Annotated in this window: 11 protein-coding genes and 2 pseudogenes; 5 read left to right on the top strand and 8 right to left on the bottom strand. The window is 55.9% G+C overall.

All coding sequences use genetic code 11. The features are described 5' to 3' along the window. Position 1: 1 nt before the first annotated feature. The 6 genes and pseudogenes from FHW04_RS16815 to FHW04_RS16790 all read right to left on the bottom strand — a co-directional run bounded on the left by FHW04_RS16815 (position 2) and on the right by FHW04_RS16790 (position 5442). Positions 2-829 (bottom strand): ABC transporter ATP-binding protein, encoded by an 828-nt coding sequence (locus tag FHW04_RS16815; RefSeq protein WP_069729558.1) that lies wholly within the window; start codon positions 827-829, stop codon positions 2-4. Next, positions 826-1809 (bottom strand): ABC transporter substrate-binding protein, encoded by a 984-nt coding sequence (locus FHW04_RS16810; protein WP_089561761.1) that lies wholly within the window; start codon positions 1807-1809, stop codon positions 826-828. The genes FHW04_RS16815 and FHW04_RS16810 overlap by 4 nt, the downstream gene beginning before the upstream one ends. A 13-nt stretch (positions 1810-1822) precedes the next feature. Beyond that, on the bottom strand, positions 1823-2701 hold the full coding sequence (locus tag FHW04_RS16805) for a creatininase family protein (RefSeq protein ID WP_046288227.1): 879 nt from the start codon (positions 2699-2701) through the stop codon (positions 1823-1825). Positions 2702-2722: 21 nt separating this feature from the next. Beyond that, positions 2723-3184, bottom strand: coding sequence for a RidA family protein (locus FHW04_RS16800; RefSeq protein ID WP_069729560.1), 462 nt, complete (start codon positions 3182-3184; stop codon positions 2723-2725). After that, positions 3174-4454 carry a cytosine deaminase gene (locus tag FHW04_RS16795; protein WP_089561762.1) on the bottom strand — a complete coding sequence of 427 codons (1281 nt, stop codon included), beginning with the start codon at positions 4452-4454 and terminating at the stop codon, positions 3174-3176. The genes FHW04_RS16800 and FHW04_RS16795 overlap by 11 nt, the downstream gene beginning before the upstream one ends. 20 nt (positions 4455-4474) lie before the next feature. Continuing rightward, positions 4475-5442: pseudogene (locus tag FHW04_RS16790) on the bottom strand (PDR/VanB family oxidoreductase). Positions 5443-5662: 220 nt separating this feature from the next. Here FHW04_RS16790 and FHW04_RS16785 point away from each other — a divergent pair. The 4 genes from FHW04_RS16785 (at position 5663) to FHW04_RS16770 (ending at position 10291) form a co-directional block, all read left to right on the top strand. Next, a complete protein-coding gene (locus tag FHW04_RS16785; RefSeq protein ID WP_031376326.1) occupies positions 5663-6586 on the top strand; it encodes a LysR family transcriptional regulator in 924 nt (307 codons plus the stop codon). Between the two features lie 261 nt (positions 6587-6847). Next, the gene (locus tag FHW04_RS16780) at positions 6848-7837 is read left to right on the top strand and encodes an ABC transporter substrate-binding protein (protein WP_069729564.1); all 990 of its coding nucleotides are present in this window, start codon (positions 6848-6850) and stop codon (positions 7835-7837) included. 11 nt (positions 7838-7848) lie between these two features. Continuing rightward, positions 7849-9276 carry an amidohydrolase family protein gene (locus FHW04_RS16775; protein ID WP_031376324.1) on the top strand — a complete coding sequence of 476 codons (1428 nt, stop codon included), beginning with the start codon at positions 7849-7851 and terminating at the stop codon, positions 9274-9276. A gap of 25 nt (positions 9277-9301) precedes the next feature. Then, positions 9302-10291 carry an isopenicillin N synthase family dioxygenase gene (locus FHW04_RS16770; RefSeq protein WP_089561763.1) on the top strand — a complete coding sequence of 330 codons (990 nt, stop codon included), beginning with the start codon at positions 9302-9304 and terminating at the stop codon, positions 10289-10291. Between the two features lie 379 nt (positions 10292-10670). Here the strand turns inward: FHW04_RS16770 and FHW04_RS16765 are convergent, their stop codons facing one another. Further along, positions 10671-11075 carry a tautomerase family protein gene (locus FHW04_RS16765; RefSeq protein WP_031376322.1) on the bottom strand — a complete coding sequence of 135 codons (405 nt, stop codon included), beginning with the start codon at positions 11073-11075 and terminating at the stop codon, positions 10671-10673. Positions 11076-11357: 282 nt separating this feature from the next. Beyond that, positions 11358-12608, bottom strand: a complete 1251-nt coding sequence (locus FHW04_RS16760) for an MFS transporter (protein WP_089561764.1) — start codon at positions 12606-12608, stop codon at positions 11358-11360. 245 nt (positions 12609-12853) lie between these two features. Between FHW04_RS16760 and FHW04_RS16755 the strand changes: the two are divergent. Continuing rightward, positions 12854-12981: pseudogene (locus tag FHW04_RS16755) on the top strand (zincin-like metallopeptidase domain-containing protein); the annotation flags it as partial. Positions 12982-13099: the final 118 nt, after the last annotated feature.

Raw genomic sequence — 13099 nt, 5'->3', positions numbered from 1 at the left:
ATTACTCCATTCCCGATTGGCTGGCTTGCAGCAGGCTATCCTGCAGTTGCTTCGCATAACGTGAAAAGGCCGGACTGACGCGGAAATCTTCGCTGCGCGGGAACGGCTCATTGATGGCGATATCTTCCACCACCCGGCCCGGCCGGGCAGCCATCATGATCACCCGCTGCGACAGAAAAACCGCTTCGTGAATTGAGTGAGTCACGAACACCACCGTCAGGCCCTGTTCACGCCACAGCCGCAGCAGGTCGCTGTCGAGTTTATTGCGGGTGATTTCGTCGAGCGCGCCAAAGGGTTCATCCATCAGCAGCAGTTTCGGGCGCGTCACCAGCCCACGGGCAATCGAGACCCGCATCTGCATGCCACCGGAGAGTTCACGCGGCAGGACCCGGGCAAATTTACCCAGCCCGACCAGTTCCAGCGCCTCGGCAACGCGGGTATTGGCTTCGGCCCGCGGCACGCCCGCCAGATCCAGCGGCAGACGGACGTTGTTTTGCACCGTGCTCCAGGGCATCAGCGTCGCTTCCTGGAACACGAAGGAGAGCGGGACCTGGGCGCTTTCCCGGCTGTCACGACGCCATAACACCAGTTTGCCGTCGCTGGGCTCGGTCAGCCCGGCGACCATTTTCAGCAGGGTGCTTTTGCCACAGCCCGACGGACCGAGCAGGGTGACAAATTCGCCCTGATGAATGGTGAGATTGACCGGCAGCAGGGCGCGGGTGCCGTTGCTGTAAATCTTCTCTGCCGACAGCACTTCGATCGCCGGCTCTGCCTGCGGCGAGGCTGCGCGAACGTCGCGCATCACGGTGAGGTTGGGGACAGTATTCATGGCATAACCTTCGCGTCTTTAATCATATCGAGGGTATAGGTTTGGCCGAACGGCACTTTCTCCGCGTCGATCAGCTTGTTTTTAACCAGCATGTCCCAGCTCTTTTTCAGCCGCGATTCCGTGATGATGCCGATACCGCCGGTTTGTGCGTCGCCGCCCGTCACCAGCTGATACTTCTTCATCTGCGCGATACCAAAAGCGATCTGGTCGGCGGTCATCTGCGGGTTATCTCTGGCGATCAATGCATTGCCGGCGGTCGGGTCCTGCAGATAAGCTTTCCAGCCCTGCATGGAGGCTTTAACGAAGGCGGCTACCGCAGCCGGGCGTTGTTTAACCGTGTCGGCCATGCAGATAATCGAGTTGCCATACGGCGGGTAGCCCCAGTCGCTCAGCATGTAGACGTAAAACGGTTTGCCGCCTTTCTCAATCGAGAACGGTTCAGAGGTGACGTACCCCTGCTGCACCAGATTGCGGTCGGCGAGGAAAGGCTGGACGCTGAAGGTGTAGGGACGGATTTTCACCTTCTCCAGTCCGAGTTCGCTTTTTGCCCACGGCCAGAACGAGTTATAAGCCTCGGTGGCCAGCAGGAAAGTTTTGTCTTTCAGCTGCTGAGGCTGGTCGACTTTGTCATGGCTGATAAATACCGTCGGTGAATGCTGAAACACCGTAGCGACCGTGACGGCGTGCACCCCAGCCTCCCAGGTCTCCAGCGCCTGGCCGTTGTCACCCAGCGTACAGTCTGCGCGTCCGGCCGCCATCAGCTGCATCACGTTCACCTGTGGCCCGCCCATGTTGATGCTGACATCCAGCCCGGCTTTTTTGTACAGCCCGCTAGCCTGAGCCTGATAAAAGCCACCGTGCTCCGCCTGCGCGTACCAGTTAGTCAGGAAGGTAAACTTCTCTTCCGCCATGCCGGAAGCAGAGACCCCGGCCAGCATCAGAGCAAGCAGGGAGAAAGTCGATTTACGCCAAATTTTCATCGTAACTACTCCACTATTCAGAGGCCAAAGAAGACGGAGGAGTAAAGCCGGTTTGCACAAAACCGCTCCAGTGCTGTTTTCCCCAGGTGGGTTCGCTGCGCACCGGCCAGCTCATCTGGTGGATTTCGGTGATCGCCTGCGCCCAGCTTGCGGCCAGCGAATCAAGGATTGCGTGACCCTGTTCTGCGGTGGCACCGGTCGGATCGCCAATCACGCCGCTCGGTCCGAAATCGTAAGAGACCCAGGCGGCAGCCGGGCGACCGGAGGAGAGCGTCGGGCAGGGGAATTCCGGCGGATAACTGGCCACCGCCTGGTCGGGGTGGACGCATTCCGGTGCCAGCGCCAGCATCACCGCGGTTTCGCTGTGACCGGCATGCATCGCCATTTTCTGCTCCCGGGCGCTGAGGAACTGGTTTTCGACGTTCGGCACCCGAAACACGTCGTGCGGGATGATGATCATATCGCCGTGACGCAGACGCATTTCCCGTGCCGCCATTTGCAGCACCTGCGGCTGTCCGCCGTGACCGTTGATCATCAGCAGCTTGCGGAAGCCAGCGCGGTAAAGCGATTCAGCGATCTCCAGCACGGTTTGCAGCAGGGTGTCGCCGGTTAAGGTCAGCGTGCCGGGGAAATTCAGATGTTCATCCGATTTGCCGTAGGTGATCGGCGGAATGGCGTAAGCCGGGATGGTTTTTGGCAGTCTGGCCAGCGCATGGCCCGCCACGCCGGAGGCGATCACGCTGTCGACCGAACAGGGCAGATGCGGACCGTGCTGCTCAATCGCGCCGGTCGGCAGAACAATCACCGTGTTGGCTTTGTCGGGCAGAGCCGCGATGGCCGTCCAGCTCAGAAAAGGCAGAAAACGCGCTGCAGGAATATAACCGTTAATCATGCTGTGCCTCGTAGTCGGAGATTAGGGGGTTAGCGGTAACCAGGCGGTGGCTTCCACTTCAATCAGCACCTCGGCGCTCGGCAGCATTTCACTGACCTGCACCACGGTTGAAACCGGCGGTTGTCCGTCATAAAACAGCTTTCTGACCCGGCTGTAGCAGGGAAAGTGATCGAGATTGCGGAAGTACTGCACCAGCTTGATCACATCGCTCATCTGTCCGCCCGCCTGTTGCACGGTGTGGCGAATGCTTTCCAGCACATACCAGCTCTGCGCGAGGATCGGCCCCTGTCTGGCGTCGGTCGAGAACTCGCCGGTTTCGCCAACTAACTGACGGACTTCAACCGGGATATCCTTAAAGCCGCGCACGATAGTGCCGCTCTGCGGATTAACCGGAATGATGCCGGAGAGAAAGACAAAATCACCGGCCCGACGCCAGGCGGCATAGTGGGCGAGCGGTTTGCCCGCACCCTCTTCAAGACTCATGGGATATCTCCTGCTGCCAGATACGTTGATGGGTCAGCCTGCCGTGATGGATAACCTGGCGGGCTGCGCTGTTTAACGGCCAGCTGGCGCTGTCGCTGCCCGGGAACAGCACCAGCGTAGCGTCGCTGCCCGGTGACAGCGGCGGTGGGGCTGAGTGCGCGCCGGTCAGGGCGGCGGCATCACAAATCAGCCGCGAATGCTGGTCAAAAACGTTGTTCAGCTGCAAAGCGAACAGCGCGCAGCTCAGGGTATCCAGCGGGTCATAACTGCCTGCCGGACAAAAGGCATCCTGAACGTTGTCACAGCCGATCAGCAGTGGAACGCCTGCCGTCTGCGCCTCTTTCAGCAGGGTAATGCCGCGCTGACGCGGCGTGCGTCCGGTTACCGCATCCTGCAACAGCAGGTTGGTCATCGGCAGGGCAATCAGCGTGACGGCGTGGGCAGCCAGTTGCCGCAGTACCTGCTGCGCCTGCAGTTCACTGCCGGACGCCAGCGCGCAGCCGTGGCTGCAACAGATGTGGCCGCTGAAGCTGTTTTCAGCCAGGTAGTGCGCCAGCCAGCTCAGGCCGTGGGCCACTGGCGAAAGCTCTTCATCAATATGCAAATCCAGATCCAGCTGCCAGCGGGCGGCGCTGCGCATCAGGTGGGTCATCGCCGCCGGGTCCCAGTTTGAGGAGTGGATAAAGCCGCCCAGCAGGCAACCGGCGCCGCTCTGCGCCACCGCGCGGGCGATGCGGTCAGCGCTCCCGGCATCGGCGAACAGGCTCAGCGGCACCAGCGCCACCCGTTCCAGCGTGATGCCGGGAGGTGCCATGCCAGCCAGTTCCGTCCAGGCCAGCGGAGGGCGATCGTCAAACCAGTCGATATGGCTGCGCAAACGGGTCACGCCGTTGGCGGCCGCCCAGCCGAAAGCCCGGCCGGCACGCTGTTGAAGGTCCGACGCCGTCCAGTGCTGGCGATCCTGATGCAGGGTTTCAATGGCGGCCAGCAGGCCCGGTTTTGACGGACGGCTGCGGGCGAGGGTGAAGGTTTTATCGAGGTGCGCATGCGGTTCAATCAGCCCCGGCAGCGCCAGTGCGCCATCCACCGGCCACAGGTCGCTCTGATCGGGCCGGGCTGGCGTCAGCGCAGCAATTTTGCCAGCCGCAAAGCGCAGATCGGCCAGCAGCGGCTCACCGGCTTCACGCGGCCAGTCCGCCGGCAGCAGCCAGGCGGGGAGGCGAACGCTGGCAAGGCCAGCAAGCGGTGCATCGGACCGGGAAACAGACATGATAAGACTCCGCGCTGAGATTAAAGGTCGAGCACCAGAACCGGCGTTCTGGATCGGGAGCAGCACAAGGTTATCTGCGTATTCTCCGCTTTCTCTTCGGCAGTCAGCACGCAGTCACGATGATCGGGAATACCGTCGATTACCTCAGTGATGCAGGAACCACATATTCCCTGTTCGCACGACAGCATAATATCGACCCGGGCGCTTAATAAGACTTCGGCAATAGTCTGCTGCGGGCTGACTAAATAGCGGGTGCCGGTAGAATTGAGCTGGATATAAAAGGCGCTGTCGCTGGCGCTATTATTTAGCGCTGCATTGCTGAATCGCTCAAAAATCAATTGATCCGGTTGCCAGCCATGCTGCTGCATAAGGTGCTGCAGACGCTGAATAAAGCCGTCCGGGCCGCAGGCTATTATCCGGGTCTGTGGATCGGGCTGCGATAAACACGGCGGCGTAGTCACACGCAGAGAATCGTTTGCGCTGCTGTGATGAAAATAAACCTGGTCTGCTAATCGCGGTGCGGTTAATCGCGGCACAAACGCCGCCTGTTCTGGCGACGAGATAAAATAATGCAGTTCATAGTCAATCCCTTGTCGGGCAAGCTGTTCCGCCATCGGCAACAGTGGGGTAATACCGATTCCCCCGGCAAACAGCAGATAGCGTCCCGCTTCGGGCAGCGGGAAATGATTGCGCGGTGCTGAAATTTCCAGCGCATCGCCAGGCCGTAAATGGTGATGAATAAAATGCGATCCGCCGCTGGAGAGGTCTGCCCGTTTCACGCAGATCTCGTAATATTCACCGCCGTGGTTTTCGCTGCAAAGTGAATACTGACGCGGCCGATTTGCGGAATGAAAACGTCAATGTGCGCGCCAGGTAAATAAGCCGGTAATAAACCACCGTGCCGGGCAATAAGCTGTAATGAAAGATTGCCGACACCATTAATATGGACAGCGCTGATCGTGACTGGAATAAGTCCGGACTCTTTCATCATTATTTACCGTCTGTGCTTAAAGAGAGCAGTGATAAAAAAGCAGGTCATCGTCGCTGCCGCCTGACCGGCGGTGCTATCACCCAGCGCTGCGCAACTGCAGCCAGCTGAGTGATGAAACGATTGTTCCCGTTGCCATGAAATCTACGTTATTGTGATAAAACTGTTGCGTCCAGCGCTTTGATTCGCACATCCCGTTGCATAAAAGAGAGCACTCCCTATGTTTGCATTCTCCCGATTTCTGCTCTATTTCACTGAAGTGGCCCGTCAGGGATCGTTTCGCAAGGCGTCTGAAAGCCTGCACGTGGCGGCGTCGTCGATCGATCGGCAAATCCTGCGGGTTGAGAAAGAGCTGGCGATGCCGCTGTTTGAGCGTCACCCCAGCGGCCTGCGGCTGACCGCAGCGGGCGAACTGCTGCTGCACGCCGCCAGTAACTGGAAAAAGGATTTTTCGCGGGTCTGCGAACAACTGGATGACCTGCGTGGACTGCGACGCGGCCATGTGCGCATCGCCACCATCGACGCGATTAACCGGCAGTTTTTCTCGTCAATGCTCAGACAGGTGCATCTCGACTATCCGAACATCTCTTTCACCCTGACCACCATGAACAACGTCGATATTCAGCAGGCGCTGATGTCGGGTGATGCCGATTTCGGGGTGATGCTGAACCCGCAATCGTCACGCGAACTGCAGGTGCGGGCCTTTGCCGAGATCGATCTGGGGATTGTGGTCCCGACCGGCCATCCGCTCAGCAGCAAAAGCGGGGTGCGGTTTAACCAGTGCAGTGAGTATCCGTTTATCCTGCCTTCTGCCCCGCTGATGCTGGCTGAACCGGTGCAGGCGCTGATCAACATCCATGGCGAGATGATCAACGAGGTGGCGGTCTCCAATAACATCCACATGATCCGCTCGCTGATCAAAGAGAAAATCGGCATCGGCATTCTCTGCTGGCTCGATATCATGGATGAGGTGGAAAGCGACGAACTGCAGTTTATTCCGCTGACCGATCCGCAACTCAAAACCTTCACCCTGTCACTGTGCGTCGCCCCGGCAAGGCAGCTGTCGCTGGCGGCGTCGATGATGCTCAAACAGCTGGAAATGCTGTTCAGCCAGATTCAGACGCCCGGACGCCAGCGGCCCTGACGCTGCACCAGTATGGTGCTGGTTGCTCCTTAATGAATCAAAGGTTGCAGCGCCGCCTCCGCCGATCGCCGCGCAGCCCTTAAGCCGCGCCGATCGGCTAACCTGGCATCCTTTTTGTATAACTCACTGTGAGTAGAAGCGGTCAGTGCAGGCAACTGCGCGGGACATTGCTCAGCCACCATTTCGCGGTTCATGTTGAACCGGCTGGGGGCTGAGTCGCCTTTGCTCAGCCTCCCTCCGGTGACGATTAGGAGAGGAGCAATGAAGTTACGATCCCGCATTCCCCTGTCTGGCTGCGTGCTGAGCACGCTGATTTCTGGCGCATTCATCCTGCCGGCCGATGCCGCAGAGAAGATTGCCTTACTCACCTCCTGGTACGCGCAGGCTGAGCAGGGCGGCTATTATCAGGCGCTGGCGACCGGCATCTATCAGCGCTACGGGCTGGACGTCAGCATTCAGTCCGGCGGGCCGCAGATCAACGGCATGCAGTTGCTGTTATCGAAGCGCGCCGATGTGATCATCGGTTATGACCTGCAGTTACTTGAAGCGGTGCAGCGTGGCTTTCAGGCTAAAGCGATTGCCGCCCCGTTTCAGTATGATCCGCAGGGACTGCTGACCCACGCCTCCGTCACCTCCCTCGACGGCCTGAAAGACAAAACCATTCTGGTCTCCAGTTCCGGGCAAGCCACCTGGTGGCCGTGGCTCAAGGCACAGTATCAGCTCAGCGATGGGCAGGTGCGCCCCTATACCTTCAATATCCAGCCGTTTATCGCCGATCAGAATGTGGCACAGCAGGCTTATGTCAGCTCTGAGGTTTTCCAGGCGCAAAAGGCCGGGGTGAAATCGAATTTCTTCCTGTTTTCCGAGCACGGCTATCCGCCCTACGGCGGCATTCTGATTACCCGTCCGGACCAGATCAGCAGCCGCAGCGAAGCGATGGCGAAATTTGTACGTGCCTCAATGGAGGGCTGGGTCAGCTATCTCACTAATCCGGCACCAGGCAACGCGCTGATTAAAAAAGAGAATCCAAAAATGACCGATGATTTGCTGGCCTGGGGCGTCACGCAGATCAAACAGCACCATCTGATTGACGGTGGCGATGCCGCGACAGCCGGCTGGGGCACCATGACGCAGGATCGCTGGCAAAAAACCCGCGATTTTATGGTCAAAGCCAGCCTGCTTAAAGCGGATACCGACTGGAAACAGGCTTATACCACTGAGTTTGTTCAGCAGATGCAGGTTAAACCGTGAGGAACGTTGCGATGTCATCTCAATCATTACTGATTAAAAACGCGCACGCCATTCTGACCGGCCTGCCGGGCGAGCGGGCACGACATGCCGGACCCGATATTCGCATCCGCGAAGGCGTGATCGAAGCCATTGGGTCGCTGACCGCGTTGCCGGACGAGCGGCTGATTGATGCCCGCGACTGCGTGGTTTATCCCGCCTGGGTCAATACCCATCACCACCTGTTTCAGTCGTTGCTGAAAGGTGAGCCGCAGGGGCTGAACAAAAGCCTGACCGCCTGGTTAAGCGCCACGCCGTATCGTTTTCGCGCCACCTTTGACGAACAGACGTTCCGGCTGGCGGTTCGTATCGGCCTGATCGAGTTACTGCGATCCGGCTGCGCCACGGTCGCCGATCATAACTATCTCTACTGGCCAGATATGCCGTTTGATCCTTCCGACATTTTGTTCAGTGAAGGCGAGGCGCTGGGCATGCGGATTGTGCTGTGTCGGGGTGGTGCGACTCAGGGGCGGACGATTGAGCAGGATTTACCGCAGGCGCTGCGCCCGGAGAATTTTGATCACTATATGGCCGACATAGAACGGCTGGTGGGACGCTACCACGATCCGCGGCCGACCTCGCTGTGTCGGGTGGTGATGGCTCCGACCACGCTGCTGCACTCAGCGCCGGGCGCGCAGCTGCGCGAAATGGCCAGGCTGGCGCGTCAGTTGGGTATCCGGTTGCACAGTCACCTGTCGGAAACGGTGGATTATCTGGATGCGGCGCGCGACCGCTTCAACATGACGCCGGTGCAGTTTTGTGCTGAACACGACTGGCTGGGTAATGACGTCTGGTTTGCCCATCTGGTGAAGCTGTTGCCGCAGGAGATCACGCTGCTGGGTGACAGCCGGACCGGTATTGCGCACTGCCCGCAAAGTAACGGACGACTGGGCAGCGGCATTGCCGATCTGCTGGCGCTGGAGCAGGCGGGCGTGCCGGTTTCCCTGGGCGTGGACGGCGCGGCATCGAACGAGGCAGCCGATATGCAGAGTGAAGCGCATGCGGCGTGGCTGTTGCAGCGTGCCAGAAAAGGCATGTTCGCCACGCCACGCTATGACGGTGGAACTTTTGAAGGCGGTGGCGATGCGGCAACCATTGAAGATGTGGTGCGCTGGGGCAGCGCCGGCGGGGCGCAGATCCTCGGTCTGCCGCAGAGCGGCACCGTGCAGGTCGGGATGCTGGCCGATATCGCCGTGTACCGGCTGGACGATCCGCGCTATTTCGGCCTGCATGACATGGCAATTGGGCCGGTGGCCTGCGGCGGTCGGGCTTCGTTAAAGGCGCTGATGATCAATGGCCGGGTGATTGTCGAAAACGATCACATTCCTGGTCTCGATCTGGATGCCATGCGCCATCAGGCAATGTCAGCCGTCCGGACGCTGCAACAGCGTGCCGCCGGTTAACCCTCTTCTGTATAGGAAAAATACCATGACACAATCAACCCGGACACAAGGTTATGCACTGCAGGAACTGGAGAAAGAAGCGGCAATGGGCGCAATGGGTGAAGAGACTTTTGCCCGCGAGGTGCGCTGCATCGACCTGTCAGATTTCGAACAGCGTAAACATGAGATTGCCGATGAACTGTGGCAGGCAGCGGTAGAGATCGGTTTCTTTCAGGTCAGCAATCACGGCATTGCCCTCGACGATATCCGCCAGGCATTCTGCATGACGGAGGATTTTTTCTCGCTGCCGGAAGCGGTCAAAGCCCGCTATCCGCTGGCGCGCAACGCCGGCTGGGAAAATAAGTCGCAGGTCCGTCCCTCGACCAAAACCCCGGACCAGAAAGAGTCCTATCAGATTACCCGTCCGTTAATGGATTCGCTGTGGCCGACAGAGCAGGAGCTGCCCGCCTTTAAGCAAACCATGCTGAGCTTTGAGTCGCAATGCTGGCAGCTGGGGATGAAGTTGCTCTCCTGCTTTGCGCTTAAGCTGGGTTTTCCTGAGCACTTCTTCGAGCAGGCGCACAATCCCGATCGGAATACCTACCAGAGCACGCTGCGAATGTTGCACTACTATGCCACCGAACAGTCGGAGCAGGGGATGTGGCGCGCCGGTGCGCATACCGATTTCGACTGCCTGACGCTGCTGTTCCAGCGCCCCGGCCAGGGCGGCCTGCAGGTCTGTCCCGGCAAAGATCGCGAAAGTCAGCAGTGGACCAGCATTGAACCACGTGAAGAGGTGATCACCTGCAATATTGGCGACATGCTGATGCGCTGGAGTGACGACCAGTTGCCGTCAAACTTCCATCGGGTAAGAAGCCCGCTACCGGGGGAATATCAGGGCGCGCGCTACAGCCTGGCTTTCTTCTGTCAGGCGAATAAAGACGTTGAGATCCTCGGCCCGCAGGCGAAGTATCCGGCGATCAGTGCTGAAGATTATCTGCAACAGCGTATCCAGGCGAACTTTGCCAAAGGCTAAGTGGCAGTAACAGCAAAAAGTCCGCTCAGGTTTCCCTGAGCGGGCTGCTTAAATATGGCTGCTCAGACTGGACTCGCCTTTGCCAGTAACTGTCTGATAAGAAAGATAAAGATGAGTTATCTTTCTGTCAAGACCACCAGAATGACCGCCAATAGTTGCTCGTTACGTAAAACAGGTTTAAAACTTCGCTTCATCGCTGATCGTGCCACGAGGTTCTCTGCAAAAGACGGGTGTTCAGAACAAGCATCTAAAAGTCGGCTCGAAGCGAGATGGTGGTCAAAGAGCTCTGACGGTCTGCTCTGTGCCAGAAGCGGACGTTAGCGCCTTAAGTCCACAATCAAAATGCGCCACATTGACGGTGATAGAAAAGAAATTTTGGTTAGTAAAACTCATCTTTATGCTGATATCTGTATTCTTGCGTTATCCCTGTGTATCCATATGAAGCAGCTTTACAATCAATAACATGCACATTTGACTGAGGATGTAGGTTACCAATAGCTTGTTCCATAGCGTTGTAAATTGCTTTTTGATACGCTGCTTTCTGATCTTTGCTACAGGTTTCATCCACGACAGTAACTTCAAGTCTGAACGAATTTTTTCCCCATTCAGCCAGACTCTTGCCATCAATAAACCAGTCATCATCGTCCACATGTCTTACTATGACCATGGTTTCGAAGCTGTTTTTCTTCAATATCTCGCATGTGATTTGAGTAGCTAAAAGTACACACTTTTTGGTTAATTTTTGATCTTTGCAACCAGACAATGTGAGCGTTATTCCAGGCATAATGATTCCTTAAATGTGTCATTACATAGCTTGATTATCAAAAGTGTTGCCGCATTTTTTGAACGATACGAGATGAATAAGATGGCATAATCGAAAACGTGAGTACAACTTACGTCCGCTTTTCGCTCACAGCGGACCTTCCGATTCGATAGCTCAACCGCTGTGTGCCAAAAACGGAGATTTAAGCGTCCAGGGAATACTAATCCCTTGGGAATGTTTCATCGTTTTATATAGTCTCAAGCAATAATTTACATTTCATATTTTGTAATTTTTTGAATATTGTCATGAGGAGCTGGTGGCTTTTTTCGAATTCACCTGTGAAAAATTGTCGAGCTGTCTAATCCCAGGGACCAGGCAGGTTCCTAAAGTTGCTATGACTACTGCTATCGCTGAAACCAGAAGCACATTACTCCTGCCATAATGAATTGCCAGCGGCCCAGCGACCAGTTCACCTAAGGGAATGGCCACAAACGAACCTACAGCGTCATAGGCGTACACGCGAGCCAATTTTTCCTGAGGAATATGAGTTTGTAATGAATGAGCCCAGGAGACTCCGAATAGACCGAACGTTACGCCAGCAATAAAAAAAGCTGCAATAAGCCACGCTGCAGAAGCAGGTTGACTAAGCATAAAAATTGGCACTGAGCATAGTGCTACTAGCATTGCACCAATAAAAAGATCGCGTCGTGGACGCCATCTTAGGGCGAAGAACGAACCTGTCATAAGGCCAACGCTTTGCGCAGCAACCATAATTCCCCAATTAGCTCGCCCAAAAGAAGCATCAGCAATCACAGGGCCAAGTACCATCATTACGCCACTAAATGCTGCATTGATAATGGTGAATTGGACCACAATTGCCCATACCCAGGCTCGGCTTGTGAATTCTTCCCATCCTTCTTTTAAGTCCTGCAGGATATTACCTGATGGTGGGCATGCTTTGATTGATGTAATACGAATTAAGAAATAAAGCGGTGCAGAGGCTGCGAAACCAATCGCATCAATTGCCAGTCCCCAACCGGGTCCGACAGAACTGATTAGGATCCCACCAAGCGAAGTGCCGATAATCGTACCGCCATAAATACCAAGCTGAATTAATGCATTCGCTGCTCGCAAATTCTGCACTGGAACAGTTTGGGGGACCAGCGCGGAGGAGGCAGGTAACGCGATGCCAGCTGCTGCTCCATTCAAAGCTCCAGGTAATGCCAGACTCATCACAGTTGCTGATCCGTCCAACACAGACCATGCGACAATAGCTTGTGAAACTGCCGCAATAACAGAAGAGGATACCAATACCTGGTTACGAGAGTAGCGGTCCGCTAATACGCCCCCGATCAACAAGAATAAAACGTTAAAAATGGAGCGGGACGCAACAACGAGGCCTAAATCAGATACCGATCCGCCAATATCAAGCACTGCGAACGCTAATGCAATCGGTGCAATACCATTGCCCAAAACGGTAAGAAGGCGAGCAGCAAACAGATAACGAAAAGGACTGAAGTGAAAAACGCTAACTTTTTTAGTAAATGTTTTCATTATAAAAATGGCTTCTGGATAAGAGGATTTATTTTAGAACGCCTGTATTTTGCTAATACTTTAGCATGATCTGATAGTTACACTGCATTATGTCGTTTAGGTAAGCAGAGAAATAACTTCCGCTCCTCATGGATATTGGCCTGTATGTCAGTCCGCCTCGTGCCAGGAGCTGACTTCGCGAACATCACGACACGTTAAGGAAAGATATCTAAAATCAGGTGGCCGGGTTTTACGGGATGTTTACATGGTTGCCGGAGCGTTACCTTTTTTCTGATGCGGCCAATTTTCACGCCACCGGTCTGCATGAGCTGGTTCACTGGACTGGGGCAAAAGCCGCCTGAATCGTGAAATGAAAGGGAAGTTTGGCAGTGCGAGTTAGGCTTTTGAGGAATTGATCGGCTTTGTTGAATAAATAAGATTTCTTGCGAACGACCCTGTAGCTGGCTGGATTTTCAAGCAATACGCACGCTTTCTGGCATCCCAGCCTTTGT

The organism is Pantoea sp. AN62, assembly GCF_050432985.1.
GTDB classification, from domain to species: Bacteria; Pseudomonadota; Gammaproteobacteria; order Enterobacterales; family Enterobacteriaceae; genus Pantoea; species Pantoea brenneri.
Note: the sequence above shows the minus strand (reverse complement) of the source record. Positions and strands in the feature narration are given on the sequence as shown.

Coding starts and splice junctions, on each gene's coding strand:
- FHW04_RS16805 (WP_046288227.1), bottom strand. CDS start 2,701: ATGATTAACGGTTATATTCCTGCAGCGCGTTTTCTGCCTTTTCTGAGC.
- FHW04_RS16800 (WP_069729560.1), bottom strand. CDS start 3,184: ATGAGTCTTGAAGAGGGTGCGGGCAAACCGCTCGCCCACTATGCCGCC.
- FHW04_RS16795 (WP_089561762.1), bottom strand. CDS start 4,454: ATGTCTGTTTCCCGGTCCGATGCACCGCTTGCTGGCCTTGCCAGCGTT.
- FHW04_RS16810 (WP_089561761.1), bottom strand. CDS start 1,809: ATGAAAATTTGGCGTAAATCGACTTTCTCCCTGCTTGCTCTGATGCTG.
- FHW04_RS16780 (WP_069729564.1), top strand. CDS start 6,848: ATGAAGTTACGATCCCGCATTCCCCTGTCTGGCTGCGTGCTGAGCACG.
- FHW04_RS16775 (WP_031376324.1), top strand. CDS start 7,849: ATGTCATCTCAATCATTACTGATTAAAAACGCGCACGCCATTCTGACC.
- FHW04_RS16760 (WP_089561764.1), bottom strand. CDS start 12,608: ATGAAAACATTTACTAAAAAAGTTAGCGTTTTTCACTTCAGTCCTTTT.
- FHW04_RS16785 (WP_031376326.1), top strand. CDS start 5,663: ATGTTTGCATTCTCCCGATTTCTGCTCTATTTCACTGAAGTGGCCCGT.
- FHW04_RS16765 (WP_031376322.1), bottom strand. CDS start 11,075: ATGCCTGGAATAACGCTCACATTGTCTGGTTGCAAAGATCAAAAATTA.
- FHW04_RS16770 (WP_089561763.1), top strand. CDS start 9,302: ATGACACAATCAACCCGGACACAAGGTTATGCACTGCAGGAACTGGAG.
- FHW04_RS16815 (WP_069729558.1), bottom strand. CDS start 829: ATGAATACTGTCCCCAACCTCACCGTGATGCGCGACGTTCGCGCAGCC.